Source organism: Pseudomonas sp. WP18, assembly GCF_036689585.1.
Taxonomy (GTDB): domain Bacteria; phylum Pseudomonadota; class Gammaproteobacteria; order Pseudomonadales; family Pseudomonadaceae; genus Aquipseudomonas; species Aquipseudomonas chlororaphis_E.
Genome location: NZ_CP144758.1, coordinates 6,085,394 through 6,103,445, shown reverse-complemented (window position 1 = coordinate 6,103,445; position 18,052 = coordinate 6,085,394). Strand labels below are relative to the sequence as shown.

Annotated in this window: 16 protein-coding genes; 10 read left to right on the top strand and 6 right to left on the bottom strand. The window is 62.6% G+C overall.

From position 1 onward, the window contains the following. Positions 1 to 89: 89 nt before the first annotated feature. Together V5F23_RS27325 and V5F23_RS27320 are read left to right on the top strand one after the other, a co-directional pair. On the top strand, positions 90 to 1,583 hold the full coding sequence (locus tag V5F23_RS27325) for an aldehyde dehydrogenase (protein WP_042728986.1): 1,494 nt from the start codon (positions 90 to 92) through the stop codon (positions 1,581 to 1,583). Positions 1,584 to 1,857: 274 nt separating this feature from the next. Continuing rightward, a complete protein-coding gene (locus V5F23_RS27320; RefSeq protein ID WP_123579231.1) occupies positions 1,858 to 3,000 on the top strand; it encodes an MFS transporter in 1,143 nt (380 codons plus the stop codon). Between the two features lie 27 nt (positions 3,001 to 3,027). Here V5F23_RS27320 and V5F23_RS27315 read toward each other — a convergent pair whose 3' ends face one another. Both V5F23_RS27315 and V5F23_RS27310 read right to left on the bottom strand, forming a co-directional pair. Next, positions 3,028 to 4,593: a phospholipase D family protein gene (locus V5F23_RS27315; protein ID WP_042728988.1), complete on the bottom strand. Its 1,566-nt coding sequence runs from the start codon at positions 4,591 to 4,593 to the stop codon at positions 3,028 to 3,030. Positions 4,594 to 4,654: 61 nt separating this feature from the next. Then, a complete protein-coding gene (locus V5F23_RS27310) occupies positions 4,655 to 6,088 on the bottom strand; it encodes a PLP-dependent aminotransferase family protein (protein ID WP_042728989.1) in 1,434 nt (477 codons plus the stop codon). A 176-nt stretch (positions 6,089 to 6,264) separates the two neighbouring features. On the opposite strand from V5F23_RS27310, the gene V5F23_RS27305 reads away from it, so the two are divergent. Then, positions 6,265 to 6,510, top strand: a complete 246-nt coding sequence (locus tag V5F23_RS27305) for a DUF1127 domain-containing protein (protein WP_042728990.1) — start codon at positions 6,265 to 6,267, stop codon at positions 6,508 to 6,510. A 118-nt stretch (positions 6,511 to 6,628) separates the two neighbouring features. On the opposite strand, the gene V5F23_RS27300 is transcribed toward V5F23_RS27305, so the two are convergent. After that, the gene (locus V5F23_RS27300; RefSeq protein WP_123579229.1) at positions 6,629 to 7,942 is read right to left on the bottom strand and encodes an FAD-binding oxidoreductase; all 1,314 of its coding nucleotides are present in this window, start codon (positions 7,940 to 7,942) and stop codon (positions 6,629 to 6,631) included. A gap of 145 nt (positions 7,943 to 8,087) precedes the next feature. Here V5F23_RS27300 and V5F23_RS27295 point away from each other — a divergent pair, with 145 nt between their 5' ends. Then, positions 8,088 to 8,441, top strand: a complete 354-nt coding sequence (locus V5F23_RS27295) for a YkgJ family cysteine cluster protein (RefSeq protein WP_338497070.1) — start codon at positions 8,088 to 8,090, stop codon at positions 8,439 to 8,441. Positions 8,442 to 8,491: 50 nt separating this feature from the next. On the opposite strand, the gene V5F23_RS27290 is transcribed toward V5F23_RS27295, so the two are convergent. Beyond that, complete coding sequence (locus V5F23_RS27290; RefSeq protein WP_003177284.1) at positions 8,492 to 8,980, bottom strand: Lrp/AsnC ligand binding domain-containing protein; 489 nt, start codon at positions 8,978 to 8,980, stop codon at positions 8,492 to 8,494. A 156-nt stretch (positions 8,981 to 9,136) separates the two neighbouring features. Between V5F23_RS27290 and dadA the strand changes: the two genes are divergently transcribed. From dadA to V5F23_RS27260, 6 genes are all read left to right on the top strand, one after another. Continuing rightward, entirely contained in the window at positions 9,137 to 10,441 is a 1,305-nt protein-coding gene (gene dadA / locus V5F23_RS27285; protein WP_338497067.1) for a D-amino acid dehydrogenase, read from the top strand. Beyond that, positions 10,413 to 10,766, top strand: coding sequence for a RidA family protein (locus V5F23_RS27280; RefSeq protein WP_042728993.1), 354 nt, complete (start codon positions 10,413 to 10,415; stop codon positions 10,764 to 10,766). Before dadA ends, V5F23_RS27280 begins: the two co-directional genes overlap by 29 nt. 97 nt (positions 10,767 to 10,863) lie before the next feature. After that, positions 10,864 to 11,937, top strand: a complete 1,074-nt coding sequence (alr, locus tag V5F23_RS27275) for an alanine racemase (RefSeq protein WP_047735766.1) — start codon at positions 10,864 to 10,866, stop codon at positions 11,935 to 11,937. A gap of 128 nt (positions 11,938 to 12,065) precedes the next feature. Continuing rightward, complete coding sequence (locus V5F23_RS27270) at positions 12,066 to 12,614, top strand: cupin domain-containing protein (RefSeq protein WP_007932420.1); 549 nt, start codon at positions 12,066 to 12,068, stop codon at positions 12,612 to 12,614. A gap of 184 nt (positions 12,615 to 12,798) precedes the next feature. Continuing rightward, entirely contained in the window at positions 12,799 to 13,212 is a 414-nt protein-coding gene (locus V5F23_RS27265) for a c-type cytochrome (protein ID WP_042728995.1), read from the top strand. Positions 13,213 to 13,352: 140 nt separating this feature from the next. Further along, positions 13,353 to 15,275 (top strand): acetyl-CoA hydrolase/transferase C-terminal domain-containing protein, encoded by a 1,923-nt coding sequence (locus V5F23_RS27260; protein ID WP_338497064.1) that lies wholly within the window; start codon positions 13,353 to 13,355, stop codon positions 15,273 to 15,275. A 127-nt stretch (positions 15,276 to 15,402) separates the two neighbouring features. On the opposite strand, the gene V5F23_RS27255 is transcribed toward V5F23_RS27260, so the two are convergent. Continuing rightward, positions 15,403 to 15,975, bottom strand: a complete 573-nt coding sequence (locus tag V5F23_RS27255) for a xanthine phosphoribosyltransferase (protein WP_042728997.1) — start codon at positions 15,973 to 15,975, stop codon at positions 15,403 to 15,405. 55 nt (positions 15,976 to 16,030) lie between these two features. Further along, positions 16,031 to 18,040 carry a DNA helicase Rep gene (rep, locus tag V5F23_RS27250; RefSeq protein WP_042728998.1) on the bottom strand — a complete coding sequence of 670 codons (2,010 nt, stop codon included), beginning with the start codon at positions 18,038 to 18,040 and terminating at the stop codon, positions 16,031 to 16,033. Between the last annotated feature and the right edge of the window lie 12 nt (positions 18,041 to 18,052).

Genomic DNA, 18,052 nt, shown 5'->3' with positions numbered 1-18,052 from the left:
CGAAAACAGCGCCGAACAGGCTGGCCGGGCAGAATTCTTTGAGCGCTGCGTTGCGCGGCGTTCTGACTCAATAAGAGGAGGACACTCGTATGACCACCCTGACTCGTGCCGACTGGGAACAACGTGCCCGCGACCTGAAGATCGAAGGCCGCGCTTTCATCAACGGTGAATACACGGATGCAGTGTCCGGCGAAACCTTTGATTGCCTCAGCCCGGTCGATGGCCGCCTCTTGGGCAAAGTCGCCGCATGCGACGTGGCCGACGCCCAGCGTGCCGTGGAAAACGCCCGCGCAACCTTCAATTCCGGCGTCTGGTCGCGCCTGGCGCCCAGCAAGCGCAAAGCCACCATGATTCGTTTCGCCAGCCTGCTCAAGCAGAACGCCGAAGAGTTGGCCCTGCTGGAAACCCTCGACATGGGCAAGCCGATCAGCGACTCGCTGTACATCGACGTGCCTGGCGCGGCCCAGGCGTTGAGCTGGAGCGGCGAGGCCATCGACAAGCTGTACGACGAAGTGGCGGCGACGCCCCACGATCAACTGGGCCTGGTGACGCGCGAGCCGGTCGGGGTCGTGGGCGCTATCGTGCCGTGGAACTTCCCGTTGATGATGGCCTGCTGGAAGCTCGGCCCGGCCCTCTCCACCGGTAACTCGGTGGTGCTCAAGCCGTCGGAAAAATCCCCGCTGACGGCCCTGCGTATCGCTGCCCTGGCGGTCGAGGCCGGTATTCCGAAGGGCGTGCTGAACGTGCTGCCCGGCTACGGACATACCGTCGGCAAGGCCCTGGGCCTGCACATGGACGTGGATACGCTGGTGTTCACCGGCTCCACCAAAATCGCCAAGCAGTTGATGGTGTACGCTGGCGAATCCAACATGAAGCGCATCTGGCTGGAAGCCGGTGGCAAGAGCCCGAACATCGTGTTCGCCGACGCCCCCGACCTGCAGGCCGCCGCCGAATCCGCCGCCAGCGCCATCGCCTTCAACCAGGGTGAAGTCTGCACCGCCGGTTCGCGCCTGCTGGTGGAGCGCTCCATCAAGGACACCTTCCTGCCGCTGGTGATCGAGGCCCTCAAGGGTTGGAAGCCGGGTAATCCGCTGGACCCGGCCACCAACGTCGGCGCCCTGGTGGATACCCAACAGATGAACACCGTGCTGTCCTACATCGAAGCCGGTCACAGTGACGGCGCCAAGCTGGTGGCGGGCGGCAAGCGGATCCTCGAGGAAACCGGCGGCACCTACGTCGAGCCGACGATTTTCGACGGCGTGAGCAACGCCATGAAAATCGCCCAGGAAGAAATTTTCGGCCCAGTGCTGTCGGTCATTGCCTTCGACACTGCCGAAGAAGCGATCCAGATTGCCAACGATACGCCGTATGGCCTGGCGGCGGCGGTGTGGACCAAGGACATTTCCAAGGCTCACCTGACCGCCAAGGCCCTGCGCGCCGGCAGCGTCTGGGTCAACCAGTACGATGGCGGCGACATGACTGCACCGTTCGGTGGCTTCAAGCAGTCGGGCAACGGTCGTGACAAATCGCTGCATGCCTTCGACAAATACACCGAGCTGAAGGCGACCTGGATCAAGCTCTGACCCCTTTTGTGGGAGCGGGCTTGGTCGCGAAGGCGGTTAACATCAACGGCTAAGTTGACTGACACCCCGCTTTCGCGAGCGAGCCCGCTCCCACATTGGTCGAGGATGAGCGCAAGATTTGCGGTAGACACATCCCCTGTGGGAGCGGGCTTGCTCGCGAAAGCGGTTTAACATTCAACAGCTAGTTGATTGACACTCCGCCTTCGCAAGCAAGCCCGCTCCCACAATATTTTGAGTGATACCTGCACCGATAACCCTCCACAGGAGCGTGCAAATGCGTTGGGCGACTTACTTCGCCGTGTTGGCGTCTGTCCTGAGCGTCGGCCTGGCCTTGGGCGTCAGCATGCCGCTGGTGTCGTTGCGCCTGGAAGGCTGGGGCTATGGTTCATTCGCCATCGGCGTCATGGCCGCCATGCCGGCGGTGGGCGTGTTGCTGGGGGCCAAGGTGTCGAGCCGGCTGGCTGCGCGCTTTGGCACAGCCGCGTTGATGCGCCTGTGCCTGTGGGGCGGCGCGCTGTCGATCGGCTTGCTGGCGCTGATGCCCAGTTATCCGGTCTGGCTGGTGTTGCGCCTGTTGATTGGCGTGGTGCTGACCCTGGTCTTCATCCTCGGTGAGAGCTGGATCAACCAACTGGTCGTTGAACAATGGCGCGGACGTCTGGTGGCGTTGTACGGCTGCAGCTATGCCTTGAGCCAGTTGTCCGGGCCGTTGCTGCTCGGCGTGCTGGGGACCGATCACGATTATGGCTTCTGGGTGGGCGTCGGCCTGCTCTTGGTTGCACCGCTGTTGTTGCTGGGGCGCAGCGGCGCGCCCAGCAGCGAGGCCGGCAATGTCACGTTGGGCGACCTGTGGGCGTTTTGCCGAAGCTTGCCGGCGATTGGCTGGGCAGTGTCGTTGTTCGCCGCCTTCGAAGCGATGATCCTGACATTGCTGCCGGTCTACTGCCTGCGCCAGGGCTTCAGTGCCGAGGTGGCATTGGCGATGGTCAGCACCGTGGTGGTGGGCGATGCCTTACTGCAATTGCCCGTTGGCGCCCTGGCCGACTACATGTCCCGCCGCACCTTGTTCACCGGCTGTGCGGTGTTGTTGATGCTATCGAGCCTGGCGGTGCCGGTACTGATCGATACGCCGTTGATCTGGCCCCTGTGGATCCTGTTCGGCGCCAGCGCAGGTGGCTTGTTTACCCTGTCGCTGATTCTGATCGGCGAGCGTTTCCGTGACGATGCGCTGGTGCGGGCCAATGCCCATGTCGCGCAGTTGTGGGGGATCGGTTGCCTGGTCGGTCCGCTGGCAGCGGGGGCCGGCAGCCAGTGGATCAGTGGGCATGCGTTGCCCTTGTTCATGGCGGCGGGGGCCTTCGGCCTGGTGATCCTGTTATTGCGCCAGGGTGCGTTCGGCGCCACGCAAGCGGCGTGATCACTTCGCTACGCCGGATAACGCGGGCTACAGCATCCGCTCCAGGCCGACGGTCTTGGCGAACCAGGCATTGAAGCGGCGCCACCAACTGCCGGGTTCGTGGTCCAGGTCGTGTAGCGTGCCGTTGTCTTCGGTGGTCCAGACCAGGGTGTCGTCCTTCAGTCGTGCCTGATAACTCAAGGCCGGGGCCATGCCTTGCAGGGCCAGCTCACGCACCTGGCCGGCGAGCGCTTCGCTGTCCACCAAAACGCCGACCTCGGTGTTCCACAGCACCGAGCGCGGGTCGAAATTGAACGAACCGATAAAGGCTTTCTGCCGGTCAAAAATGATCGCCTTGCTGTGCAGGCTCGAGTCCGACTCGCCGTAGGACCTGCTGTAGAACAGGTGCGGGCGGCCGCCGGTTTCGCCCGGTTGTCGGCGCAGTTCGAACAGGCGCACACCGTGCTCCAGCAAGGCCCTGCGGTACGGCGCATACCCGCCATGCACCGCCGGCACATCGGTGGCCTCCAGGGAGTTGGTCAGCAGGCTCACCGACACGCCCGCATCGGCGCGACTGGTCAGGTAGACCAACCCTGGCTGGCCTGGGACGAAGTAGGCGGAAATCATGATCAGTTCTTTGCTGACGCCCGTCAGCTCCGGCGCCAGTTGAGTGGTCAGCAGCAACTGCGGATCGGGCTCGTCCTTGGCCAGCACCTTGCTCGGCGCGTCCCACATCGCCTTGTTCCAGGCCCAGATCAGCTGGTTGCGCCAGGTGTCCAGGCGTGGCTGGGTCTTGTAGGTGGTCAGTTGCTGGTAGAGCGCGTGATTTTCCTTTTGGGTCTGTTCAAGGGACGCTTGCAGACGCGCCCGACTGTCGGCCAGGTCCTTGGGCGTGGGGCGATGGGACAGGAACTGTTCGATGGGTTTGCTCAGGGCGCTGTTCCAGTACTGGTCGAAGCTGTGGCCCAGTTGTTCGGCCACCGGCCCGACCCCGAGCAGGTCGATGTCGGTGAAGTTCAGGTTGGGTTCTGCGTCGAAATACTCATCCCCCAGGTTGCGGCCGCCGACGATGGCCATGCTGTTGTCTGCCAGCCACAGCTTGTTGTGCATGCGCCGGTGTTGCAGCGACAGGTTGAACAGGCGTCCAAGGCCGCGGGTCACCCCGGTGGCCCGGCCCAGGTGCAAGGGGTTGAACAGGCGGACCTGGATCTGTGGGTGGGCGGCCAGGGTCGCGATGGTTTCTTCCTGGCCGTCGCTGGCGGTGTCGTCCAGCAGGATCCGCACCCGCACACCGCGGTCCGCGGCCTTGAGCAATTCGTCCACCAGCATCCGGGTGCTGATGCCGTCGTGGACGATGTAGTACTGCAAGTCCAGGCTGCTCTGGGCGTGGCGGATCAACTCGGCCCGGGCGATGAACGCGTCGGTACTGTCGGGGAGCAGGCGAAAGCCCGACTGCCCTTCATGGGGCGCCGCCTGGGCCTGGACCGAGCGGCCAAAGGAGGATTCGCTGGCCGGTAGTGCCTGGGAGGGCTCGCGGGTGACATCAAGACTGGCGCAGCCGCCCAGCAGCGAGGCGACTAGCAGTAGCGCTGGCAGGATCGGTCTGGATCTCACGTAGGATCGTTCCGCTCGATTGCGTTGATGGGCTGTTGGATGCCGCTTCCCGGCGTACAGATCAGACGGCGTCGCGCTGGGTTTCGTTCAACAACGCGATAGCGGCGGCGCCCACCCTGCGCACGGCCTCTTCGATCTGGGCCGTTGGCTTGGCAGCGTAGTTCATCCGCAGGCAATTGCGGTACTTGCCGGAGGCGGAAAAGATGCTGCCGACGGCGACCTGTACGCCCTGATCATGCAGGACCCGGTTGAGCTTGAGGGTGTCGAAGCCTTCCGGCAGTTCGACCCATAGCATGAAGCTGCCCCGGGGCCGGCTGGCGCGGGTGCCTGGCGGAAAATAGCGGCTGACCCAATCGATCATGACGTCGCGATTGCGCTGGTATTGCGCGCGCATCCGGCGCAAATGTGGTTCGAAATGCCCGCCCTTGAGAAATTCGGCCACGGCGATCTGGGGCTGTGGGGCGGTGGAGCCGGTGCTGATGTACTTCATGTGCAGCGCCCGTTCCAGGTACCGGCCGGGCGCGACCCAGCCCACGCGCAGGCCAGGGGCCAGGGTCTTGGAAAAGGAACTGCAGAGCAGGACCCGGCCATCGTCGTCGAAGGACTTGATCGTGCGGGGGCGTGGGTAGGTGTAGGCCAGTTCTCCATACACATCGTCTTCGATGATCGCCACGTCGAAGCGCTGTGCCAGGGTCAGCAGGGCGCGTTTGTTGGCTTCCGGCATGATGTAGCCCAACGGATTGTTGCAACTGGGCGTCAACTGTATGGCCTTGATCGGCCATTGTTCCAAGGCCAGTTCCAGGGCCTCCAGGCTGATACCGGTGAGCGGGTCGGTGGGGATTTCCAGCGCCTTCATGCCCAGGCCCTTGAGGGTTTGCATGGCGCCATGGAAGCTGGGGGAGTCCACGGCGACGATATCGCCTTGCTCGCACGTGGCGCGAATGCTGACAGACAGCGCTTCGTGACAGCCGGTGGTGACAATCAGATCGTTGGCGCCCAACTGGCAACCTGAATCCAGCAACAGCCGGGCAATCTGTTCACGCAGCGCCAGGTTGCCGTAGATGTTGTCGTAATACAGCCCTGGCATGTCTTGCCGACGACTGATCTGCGCCAGGCTGCGCAGCAGCGGCTTCATGGTCGGCGAGTTGATGTCCGGCATGCCCCGTCCCAACTGCACCACATCCTTGCGCGGCACCGCGCGTATCAGTTCCAGCACCTGGTCCCACTGGGAAATATCCACGGGCCGCTGGGCGGGACGGCCCACCACCGGTAGGTCCGGCAGCGCGCGGCTGACCGGTACGAAATAACCGGACTTGGGTTTCGGCATCGCCAGGCCACTGTCCTCCAGCACGCGATAGGCCTGCTGCACCGTGCTCAAGCTGACGCCGTGCTCCGTGCTCAACGCTCGTACCGATGGCAGCCGGTCGCCCGGGCGGTAGAAGCCTTGTTCGATGCGGGTGCCGAGCAATTCGGCGAGGTTCACGTAGAGAGTCATGGCGCATTCTCGAGGAGGACTACGGCAACCAATACAGTTGGGTTGGAAAACGACGATTCAGTGCGCGAAAGGCTCAATCTGTATGGAAGTAAAACAAAACGATTGAATCTGTATCGCTTTCTGCCGTTCGCACATCATGGAACCTCTGGCTACCCAAGTAAACAGGAGCGACAAAAATGAACGGCTTGAGCGATGTGCGGCTGACGTTACACAGTCAGGAACTGGTGGCAGGGCAGGATAAGGGGCTGCGCAACACGATGTCGCGCAATGCGCCGGCCCACCTGAGCCGCTGGGACCTGTTCTGGTTGCGCCTGCATACACGCAAAGCCTTATTGACGCTGACACCCGAACAGTTGCGTGACATCGGGTTGGACCGGGAGCAGGCGCGGGAAGAGGGGCTCAAGCCGTTCTGGCGGGGTTGAAACGATAAGGAACTTGTGGCGAGGGCGGTTGCTCACGCTGGGTCGTGCAGCAACCCTGAGATTTTGCGGTCGCTGCGCAACCGAGCGGGAGCAAGCTCCCTCGCCACGGTTTTTTGGGTTAAACCAACTCTTTCAACCGGTGCCATAACATTCCCAGCGCCAGCAGCGGCGAGCGCAGGTGCTTGCCGCCAGGGAAGGTCATGTGCGGCACCTGGGCGAACAGGTCGAAACCGCGGCTTTGTTGCCCACTGATAGCTTCGGCCAGCAGTTTGCCGGCCAGGTGCGTGGCGTTCACGCCATGACCGGAGTAGGCCTGGGCGTAATACACGTTGGGTTGGTCCTTGAGCTGGCCGATCTGTGGCAATCGGTTGGCGCCGATACCAATCATCCCGCCCCACTGGTAATCGATCTTCACGTTCGCCAATTGCGGGAACACCTTGAGCATTTTCGGCCGCATGTAGGCGCCGATGTCCTGCGGGTCGCGACCTGAATAATGACAAGCGCCACCGAACAGCAAGCGACGATCCGCCGAGAGACGGTAGTAGTCCAGTGCCACCCGTTGGTCACACACCGCCATGTTCTGCGGTAACAAGGCCTGGGCCTGGGCGTGGCTCAGGGGTTCGGTGGCGATGATGTAGCTGCCGGCGGGCAGCACCTTGCCGCTGAGCTCTGGGTTGAGTCCGTTGAGGTAGGCGTTGCAGCCCAGCACCAGTGTCTTGGCGCGGACCGAACCGTGCCGGGTGTGCACTTTTACTTCGGCGCCATAATCGATGCGGGTGACCGCCGACTGCTCGAACAGCCTGACCCCAAGTTGTTGCGCGGCAGCGGCTTCGCCCAGGGCCAGGTTCAGCGGATGCAGGTGGCCCGAACCCATGTCGATCAGGCCACCGACGTAGCGGTCCGAACCCACCACGCTGTGCATTTCGTGTGCTTGCAGGAGCCGGGTCGGGTAGCGATAACCCAAGCTGCACAGTTCTTCGGCATCCTCGGCAAAACCTTCCAGGTCGCCGGGCTTGTTGGCGAGGTCGCAGTATCCCCAGGTCAGGTCGCAGGGGATCTGAAAACGCTCGACACGTTGTCGGACGATTTCCACGGCTTCAAGGCCCATGAGTTTCATCTGACGGACGCCGTCGGCACCGATGACCGGGGCGAATTGCTCCAGGCCATGGCCGACCCCCCGGATCAACTGGCCGCCGTTGCGGCCGCTGGCGCCCCAGCCGATCCTGTGGGCTTCCAGCAGGACCACGCTCATGCCGCGTTCGGCCAGTTCGATGGCGGTGTTCAGCCCGGAAAACCCGCCGCCCACCACGCACACGTCCGCCACGCACTCGCCCTGCAGCAACGGATGGTCCGGTTGCGGCAAGCTGCTGGCGGCGTAATAGGAGGCGGCGTGCGCGTGGCTCGGGACCGGTTGCTGAACACGGGCGTTCATGTGCGTAATCCTGATTGTGGTGTTTGAGAAATTTGACGGAGCATAAGCCGCGGATTCATCCCCGGGCAACAGCGGTCGGCTGGCGGTGTCTGGGATGAGGGTTTTAGGGCAGAATCGTTCTGTGTCCTCGTCGGTAGTCGTTTTCATGAGTTGCAACAGTCAGAAAATCCGCGCGCTGCGCCAGCAGATTCCCTCGTTCGAGTGCGTTCCCGGCTGCCACGACTGCTGTGGTCCGGTGACCACCTCGCCGGAAGAAATGGCCCGTTTGCCGCGCAAGACCCGCGCCGAGCAGGAGACTGCCCTCGAGGCGCTCGATTGCGTGCACCTGGGGCCCAACGGCTGCACCGTGTATGACGAGCGACCGCTGATCTGCCGGCTGTTCGGTACGACGGCGACCTTGCCATGCCCCAACGGGCGGCGACCGGTGGAGCTGATTCATCCTCGGGTCGAGCGGCAGATCCATCAATATATGGCGTCCAATCGCCAGGTGCTGGTCTGACGGTGGGTGAATCCTCGAGTGCCTTTTCGCGAGCCGGCTCGCGAAGGGCCTCAATCCGGAATCGGCAGGCTCAGGCTTTCCTTCACCTCTTCCATCACGATGTAGCTCTTGGATTCGCGCACATGGGGCAGCTTGAGCAGGATGTCCCCCAGTAGCTTGCGGTACGAGGCCATCTCGGAAATCCGTGCCTTCACCAGGTAGTCGAAATCGCCTGACACCAGGTGGCATTCCAGCACGTGGGGCAATTTCAGCACGGCGCGTCGGAATTCTTCAAACGTATCGCCAGACTTGTAGTCGAGGCTGATTTCCACGAACACCAGCAGGCTCCCCTTCAGGTGCTGGGGATTGAGCCGTGCGTTGTAGCCCATGATGATGCCTTCACGCTCCAGGCGCCGCACCCGTTCGGTACAGGGCGTGGTGGACAGGCCGACCTTTTCCCCCAGTTCGGTGAAGGAGATCCGCCCGTCCGCCTGGAGGATGCGCAGGATGTTGCGGTCGATCTTGTCCAGCTCACGCTTGGTCTGGGTATTGGTACGCACAGGTGATGCGCCTCCGTGAAAAGGGTTTTTGCCGAGAATTCTCGCCAAATATAGGCAGTTATATAGTGAAAAGCACTGGCTATTCTTTTTTACACTGCGTCCATCGAAGGTATGTACAACAAAACGTCAGCGGTTATCCGCGATGAGGGCAACAACATGCGCGTTCTGGTCTTGGGTAGCGGCGTCATCGGTACCGTCAGTGCTTACTACCTGGCGCGAGCCGGGTTTGAAGTGGTGGTGGTCGACCGTCAGCCGGCGCCGGCCATGGAAACCAGCTTCGCCAACGCCGGGCAGGTGTCGCCGGGCTACGCCTCACCGTGGGCCGCGCCAGGTGTGCCGCTCAAGGCCATCAAGTGGCTGTTGCAACGCCATGCGCCGCTGGCCATCAAGGCCACTGCCGACATCGACCAGTACCTGTGGATGGCGCAGATGCTGCGTAACTGCACCGCCAGCCGTTATGCCATCAACAAGGAGCGCATGGTCCGCCTCTCCGAGTACAGCCGCGACTGCCTCGATGAGCTGCGTGCCGAAACCGGCATCGCCTACGAAGGCCGGAGCCTGGGCACGACCCAGCTGTTCCGCACCCAGGCCCAGCTCGATGGCGCGGCAAAAGACATCGCGGTGCTCAAAGAGTCGGGCGTGCCTTTCGAAGTGCTCGACCGCGCAGGCATCGCCCGGGTCGAGCCGGCCTTGGCCAACGTCACGGACATCCTGGCCGGAGCCCTGCGCTTGCCCAATGACCAGACCGGCGACTGCCAGCTGTTTACCACGCGCCTGGCGGAAATGGCCGTGAAGCTCGGCGTACAGTTCCGCTTCGGCCAGGACATCCAACGCCTGGATTTCGCCGGCGATCGCGTCAACGGAGTGTGGATCGACGGCAAGCTGGAAACCGCCGACCGCTACGTCCTCGCCCTGGGCAGCTATTCGCCGCAATTGCTCAAGCCCCTGGGGATTCGTGCGCCGGTGTATCCACTCAAGGGTTACTCCCTGACCGTCCCGATCACCAACCCGTCGATGGCGCCGACCTCGACCATTCTTGACGAAACCTACAAGGTGGCGATCACCCGTTTCGACAACCGCATTCGCGTGGGCGGCATGGCTGAAATCGCCGGCTTTGACCTGTCCCTCAACCCGCGTCGGCGTGAAACCCTGGAGATGATCGTGGGCGACCTTTATCCTCAGGGCGGCGATCTGGCCCAGGCCAGCTTCTGGACCGGCCTGCGCCCGACCACCCCGGACGGCACGCCGATCGTGGGCGCCACCGCGTTCAAGAACCTGTTCCTGAACACCGGCCATGGCACCCTCGGATGGACCATGGCTTGTGGTTCCGGCCGTCTGCTGGCCGACCTGATGGCGAAGAAAAAGCCGCAGATCAGCGCAGAAGGCCTCGATATTTCCCGTTATGGCAGCCAAAAAAAGGAGTCTGCGAAACATGTCAATCCAGCGCCAGCTCACCAATGACCGCATGAGCCAGGTGGTCGTGCACAACGGCACCGTTTACCTGGCGGGGCAGGTCGGCGACGACATGAGCGCCGGTATTGAACAGCAGACTCGCCAGACCCTGGCCAACATCGAGCGGTTGCTCGACCTGGCCGGGACCGACAAGAGCCGCCTGTTGTCGGTGACGATCTATCTGAAGGACATCGACGCTCACTTCGCCGGCATGAACGCCGTCTGGGACCAATGGCTGCCCAAGGGCACCGCCCCGGCCCGTGCCACGGTGGAAGCCAAGCTGTGCGAGCCGCAAATCTTGGTGGAGTTGTCGGTGGTGGCCGCGCTGCCTTAAGCCTCAGTCAAACAGATCCCTCTTCCGGTGCTGTCGGTGGTTCGCACCCTCGGCCAGCACCGGTTTTTTATTCATGACCGCCTAGAAGCCTGCCGCCATGCGTCCTGCCCGTGCCCTGATCGACCTTCAAGCCCTGCGTCACAATTACCAATTGGCCCGCGAAGTCACCGGGGCCAAGGCCCTGGCGGTGATCAAGGCCGATGCCTATGGGCATGGTGCGGTGCGCTGCGCCGAGGCGCTGCAGGACACGGCCGACGGGTTCGCCGTGGCGTGCATCGAAGAAGCCCTGGAACTGCGTGCCGGCGGGATCCGCGGGCCGATCCTGTTGCTGGAAGGGTTCTTCGAAGCCGATGAGCTGTCGCTGATCATCGAGCATGACTTGTGGTGCGTGGTGCATTCGCTCTGGCAGCTCGAAGCGCTTGAGCAGGCACGGCTGAGCAAACCGATCACGGTCTGGCTCAAACTCGACTCCGGCATGCATCGGGTCGGCTTGCACCCGGCGGACTACCAGGCCGGCTATCGTCGCCTGCTGGCCAGTGGCAATGTGGCGAAGATCGTCCTGATGAGCCATTTCGCCCGGGCCGACGAGCTGCACGATCCCAGCAGCACTCACCAACTGGCAGTCTTCGAAGCGGCTCGCCAAGGGCTGGCGGCGCAGATCAGCCTGCGCAATTCCCCTGCCGTGCTCGGGTGGCCGCAGATGCCGAGCGACTGGGTACGGCCGGGCATCATGCTCTACGGAGCCACGCCGTTCGAGGAGCCCAACGAAGTCGCTGCGCGCCTGCAACCGGTGATGACCCTGGAGTCGAAGATCATCAGCGTGCGCGAATTGCCTGCCGGCGAGCCCGTGGGCTACGGCGCCCGCTTCGTGACCACGCAACCGACCCGGGTCGGAGTGGTTGCCATGGGGTACGCCGACGGCTATCCGCGCCAGGCGCCCACGGGTACGCCGGTGCTGGTGGCGGGGCAGCGCAGCCAACTGGTCGGGCGGGTGTCGATGGACATGTTGTGCGTCGACCTCACCCACGTCCCCCAGGCCGGGCTGGGTTCGACCGTGGAGCTGTGGGGCAGGAACGTGCTTGCCAGCGACGTGGCGAAGGCCGCCGACACGATTCCTTACCAGATTTTCTGCAACCTGCGACGGGTGCCACGGCTCTATTCCGGGCGCTGATGCCCGGCGTGCCCTACCGAAAGTCGCTTCGCCGCACAGGATTCGGGTCAAAGTGTTGTAAATACTGAACGCTGTCGCCATGATAACGCTCACTTTCCACACAACCTGATTCCCTGGAGGCTCCAGCATTGGACGTCGGTGAACGACTGCAATCCATTCGTAAACTCAAAGGCCTTTCCCAGCGTGAACTCGCCAAGCGTGCGGGCGTCACCAACAGCACCATTTCGATGATCGAGAAGAACAGCGTCAGCCCCTCGATCAGCTCGCTGCGCAAGGTCCTTGGCGGGATTCCCATGTCCATGGTCGAGTTTTTCTCCGAGGAAATCCTTCAGGAGAAACCGACCCAGATCGTCTACAAAGCCAACGAACTGATCGACATCTCCGACGGCGCCGTGACCATGAAGCTGGTGGGCCGGGCCCATCCGAGCCGAGCGATCGCCTTCCTGAACGAAATCTACCCGCCTGGCGCCGACACCGGTGAGGAAATGCTCACCCATGAGGGCGAGGAAACCGGGATCCTGGTGGAAGGGCGGCTGGAGTTGGTGGTGGGTCTGGAAACGTTCGTGCTCGAGGCGGGCGACAGCTACTATTTTGAAAGCACCAAGCCTCATCGTTTTCGTAATCCGTTCGATGCGCCGGCGCGACTGATCAGCGCAGCCACACCGGCCAATTTCTAAGGAAAGAGGCGCCAAGCCCACACGGCAGAGGCGCCCGGGGGGGTAAGTGGTCACCACGAACAAGACCCTTGTGACTTTAGGGTTGTTTCAGTGTGACGGGCTTACCGCTATACTTGCGCCCGCCTGCAAACCGTGGCCGCAGGCGTGACTAGCCACCATTGAGGGTGTACGCGTGAACCTAATTATGAAAATGCTGGCTGTACCAGCAACCGCATTGGCCCTATGGGCAGTCAGCGCCCAAGCGGCGACCAACGACGAAATCGCCAAGCGCCTCGAACCCGTCGGCCAGGTCTGCGTTCAGGGGCAGGAATGCAAGGGTATGGAAGTCGCCGCCGCCGCAGGTGGTGCGGGAGGCGCCAAGGCGCCGAAAGACGTGATTGCCAAGCACTGCAATGCTTGCCACGGCACCGGTCTGCTGGGCGCGCCGAAAATTGGCGACAAGGCAGCGTGGAAAGAGCGCGCTGATCATCAGGGCGGGCTCGACGGCATCCTCGCCAAGGCGATTACCGGCATCAACTCCATGCCGCCGAAAGGCACATGCGCCGATTGCACGGATGACGAGCTCAAGGGCGCCATCAAAGAGATGTCCGGCCTGTAATTCGCTGCCACCTGCCACAGGAAAGCCGCTTACGAGCGGCTTTTTTGCGCCTGTGAACAACCCTTGCGAGCGGTTCGGCGCAACCAAGACCCGGCAAGTTCGGTCCAAGCCACATTCAGGGCAATGTCTCGGAGGGTCGGATGGTGCAGTTGTGTTCAATCGAGCAGGCGGTGGAGGACGTGCTTGAGCGCCTGCCCGCCCATATCCACCTCGGCATGCCGCTGGGGCTGGGCAAGCCCAATCTGTTCGCCAATGCGTTGTTCCGGCGCATCGCTGAATTGCCCGAGCGCCAGTTGACGATTTACACGGCCCTGAGCCTGGGGCGGCCGAACCTGGGCGACGGCTTGCAAAAACGCTTCCTCGAACCATTCATCGAGCGGGTTTTCGGCGACTACCCGGAGCTGGATTACCTCTCGGCGCTGCATCAAGGCGACCTGCCGGCCAATATTCGCGTCCAGCAGTTCTTCATGCAGCCCGGCAGCCTGTTGAACAGCGCGCCGGCCCAGCAAGACTACGTCAGCAGCAACTACAGCCACGCGGCCCGGGACATCAATGCCGCCGGGTTGAACCTGGTGGCGCAACTGGTGGCCAGCGACCCACAACACCCGGACCTCCTGAGCCTGAGCTGCAACCCGGACATCACCCTGGACCTGTTGCCCATGATCGCCAAGCGGCGAGCAGCCGGGGAGACCATCCTACTGGTCGGCCAGGTGCACAGCGACTTGCCCTACATGCCGGGTGACGCCGAAGTCGGCATCGACGGCTTCGACCTGCTGATCGACGAGAAAGACAATCACACGCTGTTTTCCACGCCGAACATGCCGGTGGGCTTCCAGGATCACCTGATCGGCCTGCACGCCAGCACGCTGGTGCGTGACGGCGGGACGTTGCAGATAGGCATCGGCGCCATGGGCGATGCATTGACGGCCGCCTTGTTGGCGCGCCAGGCGGACAATGCCGGCTACCAGGCGTTGCTGACGGACCTGAATCTCAGCCAGTGGGCACAATTGATCGAACGCGAAGGTGGGGTGCAGCCGTTCGCCAAAGGGCTGTATGGCTGCAGCGAGATGTTCGTCAACGGTTTGCTGGTCCTGGCGGAAGCCGGGATCATCCGGCGCAAGGTCTACCCCGACGAAGCCACCCAGGAACAGGCCAACGCCGGCACCCTCGACGAGGCCGCGCAACCCGACGGCGTCTGCATACACGGCGGATTCTTCCTCGGCCCGCGCAGTTTCTACCAGCGCCTGCATGAGTTGCCCGATGCCCGGCGGCTCGAATTCAACATGACCCGCATCAGCTACATCAACGAGTTGTACGGCCAGGAGCCGCTCAAGCGACTGCAGCGACTCGACGCACGTTTCATCAACACGGTCTTCACCATGACCCTGCTGGGCGCCGGCGTGGCCGATCAGTTGGAGGATGGGCGAGTGCTCAGTGGCGTGGGCGGGCAGTACAACTTCGTCGCCCAGGGCCATGCACTGGAAGGCGCGCGTTCGATCCTGCTGTTGCGCAGTTGGCGTGAGGCGGGCGGGGAGATCAGCTCGAACATTGTCTGGGAATATGGCCACTGCACGATTCCCCGGCATCTGCGGGACATCGTGGTGACCGAGTACGGTATCGCCGACCTGCGCGGCCAGACCGATGCCGCGGTGATCGAGGCACTGCTGAATATCAGCGATTCACGCTTTCAGCCGGGACTGATCGAACAGGCCCAGAATGCCGGCAAATTACCGAAGGATTTCCGCCTCGATCCACGGTTCGCCGACAACACGCCAGAGCGTTTGCAGGCGATCCAGGCACGGCATCCGAACCTGTTCCCCGAATACCCGCTGGGCTGCGACTTCGATGGGATAGAGCGGGACTTGCTGCGGGCGCTGAACTGGCTCAAGAGCAAGTTCAAGCTCAGCGAGATGCTGGAGCTGGGCAAGGCCGCGCTGGATGCCCCGGAGCCCTCTCTGTACCCCGAGCATCTGGAGCGGATGCAACTGGCGAGCACCGAGGGGCTGAAGGAGGACTTGTTCCAGCGCTTGTTGCTGGCGGGGCTCAAGGCCACTGCACAATAGGGCCTAACCGGGGTCCCCTTGTGGGAGCGGGCTTGCTCGCGAATGCGGAGTTTCAGTCGACATATCTCTGGCTGATACACCGCATTCGCGAGCAAGCCCGCTCCCACAAGGGATAGGCGGTGGGCGATCAGTCGATGAAGGTGACCACGCCACCGGCCAGGGATTTCACCCGGGCCAGGGACTCGACGCGGTAGCCCTGGGCATCCAGTTCCGCACGGCCGCCCTGGAAGGATTTCTCGATCACGATTCCCAGCCCGGCCACGGTGGCGCCGGCTTGCTTGATGATGGAGATCAGCGCCTGGGACGCTTTGCCGTTGGCCAGGAAGTCATCGATGATCAGCACCCGGTCGCTGCTGGTCAGGTGCCGGGGGCTGATGGCGACGGTGCTTTCGGTCTTCTTGGTGAACGAATACACGGTGGCCGACAGCAGGTTTTCCGTCAGGGTCAGCGATTGCTGCTTGCGGGCGAAGATCACCGGCACGCCGAGGTTCAGGCCGGTCATGATCGCCGGGGCAATGCCCGAGGCTTCGATGGTAACGATCTTGGTGATGCCGGAATCCTTGAACAGCGCGGCGAATTCGTCGCCGATCAGCTTCATCAACTGCGGGTCGATCTGGTGGTTCAGGAACGCGTCGACTTTCAGGACTTGATCGGAAAGCACGATGCCGAGTTCGCGGATTTTCTGGTGCAGGGCTTCCATGAAGCCTCCTCTGATGACGCCGGCGGCGCCTGGGGTCAGTAAAAAGTAGTCGATTCTAACGCTTCAACATCGCACGTATATCGGCCAGGGCACTGTTGCCACGCACCACTTTGACTTCCGTCGGCGTGTCGTCGTTGCCTTCCCAGGCCAGGTCGTCCGGCGGCAGTTCATCGAGGAAGCGGCTGGGCGCGCAGTCGATGACTTCGCCATATTGCTTGCGCTTGGCGGCGAAGGTGAAGGCCAGCGTCTGACGAGCCCGGGTAATGCCGACGTAGGCCAGGCGCCGTTCTTCCTCGATGGTGTCGGCTTCGATGCTGGAGCGGTGCGGCAGGATCTCTTCTTCCATGCCCATGATGAACACGTAAGGGAACTCCAGGCCCTTGGACGCGTGAAGCGTCATCATCTGCACGCCCTCGGCGCCATCTTCCTCTTCCTGCTGGCGCTCGAGCATGTCTCGCAGCACGAGTTTGCCGATGGCGTCCTCGACGGTCATGTCGCCGTCTTCGTCCTTTTCCAGGGTGTTCTTCAACGCCTCGATCAGGAACCACACGTTGCTCATGCGGTAGTCGGCCGCCTTGTCGCTGGAACTGTTGGTGCGCAGCCAGTTCTCGTAGTCGATGTCCATGACCATGCTGCGCAGCGCCGAAATCGGGTCTTCGCCCGCGCACTGCTCGCGGACCTTGTCCATGAAGCGCTTGAACCGCGCCAGGCGATCGGTGAAACGGCTGTCCAGGTGCTCGCCCAGGCCGATCTCGTCGGTGGCGGCGTACATCGAGATCTTTCGCTCGGTGGCGTAGTTGCCGAGTTTTTCCAGGGTAGTCGAACCGATTTCCCGGCGTGGGACGTTGATCACCCGCAGGAAGGCGTTGTCGTCGTCCGGGTTCACGATCAGGCGGAAGTAGGCCATCAGGTCCTTCACTTCCTGGCGCCCGAAGAAACTGTTGCCCCCCGACAGGCGATAGGGGATCTGGTGGTGCTGCAGTTTCAGTTCGATCAGCTTGGCCTGGTAGTTGCCGCGATACAGGATCGCGAAGTCGCTGTAGGGCCGGTCGGTGCGCAAGTGCAGGCTGAGGATTTCCATGGCCACGCGTTCGGCCTCGGCGTCTTCGTTGCGGCAGCGAATCACGCGGATTTCGTCACCGTGGCCCATTTCGCTCCACAGTTGCTTTTCGAACTCGTGGGGGTTGTTGGAAATCAGCACGTTGGCGCACCGCAGGATGCGGCTGGTGGAGCGGTAGTTCTGCTCCAGCATCACCACCTTGAGCGACGGGTAGTCTTCCTTGAGCAGCATCAGGTTTTCCGGGCGGGCGCCGCGCCAGGCATAGATCGACTGGTCATCGTCGCCCACCACGGTGAACTGGTTGCGCTTGCCGATCAGCAACTTCACCAGCAGGTACTGGCTGGCGTTGGTGTCCTGGTATTCGTCCACCAGCAGGTAGCGGACCTTGTTCTGCCATTTTTCGAGGATGTCGGCGTGGTCCTGGAACAGCTTGACCGGCAGCAGGATCAGGTCGTCGAAGTCCACCGCGTTGAACGCCTTGAGCGTGCGCTGGTAGTGGGCGTAGACGATGGCGGCAGTCTGTTCCTTGGGGTTGCGGGCGTTTTCCAGGGCTTCTGGCGGCAGCACCAGGTCGTTCTTCCAGCCGCCGATCATGTTCTTGATCTCGTCGACGCCGTCGTCGCCCGAGTATTCCTTCTGCATGATGTCGGTCATCAAGGCCTTGACGTCGGTCTCGTCGAAAATCGAGAAGCCCGGTTTGTAGCCCAGCCGCGCGTGCTCCTTGCGGATGATGTTCAGGCCCAGGTTATGGAACGTGCAGACCGTCAGGCCACGGCCTTCGCCGCTGCGCAGCAGGGTGCCGACCCGCTCCTTCATTTCCCGGGCGGCCTTGTTGGTGAAGGTCATGGCGACGATGTACTGGGCACGGATGCCGCAGTTCTGGATCAGGTGGGCGATCTTGCGGGTGATCACGCTGGTCTTGCCGGAGCCTGCACCGGCGAGCACCAAAAGAGGGCCGCCGACATAGTTCACGGCTTCTTGCTGCCGGGGATTGAGTCGGGACATGACAGGGTCAGG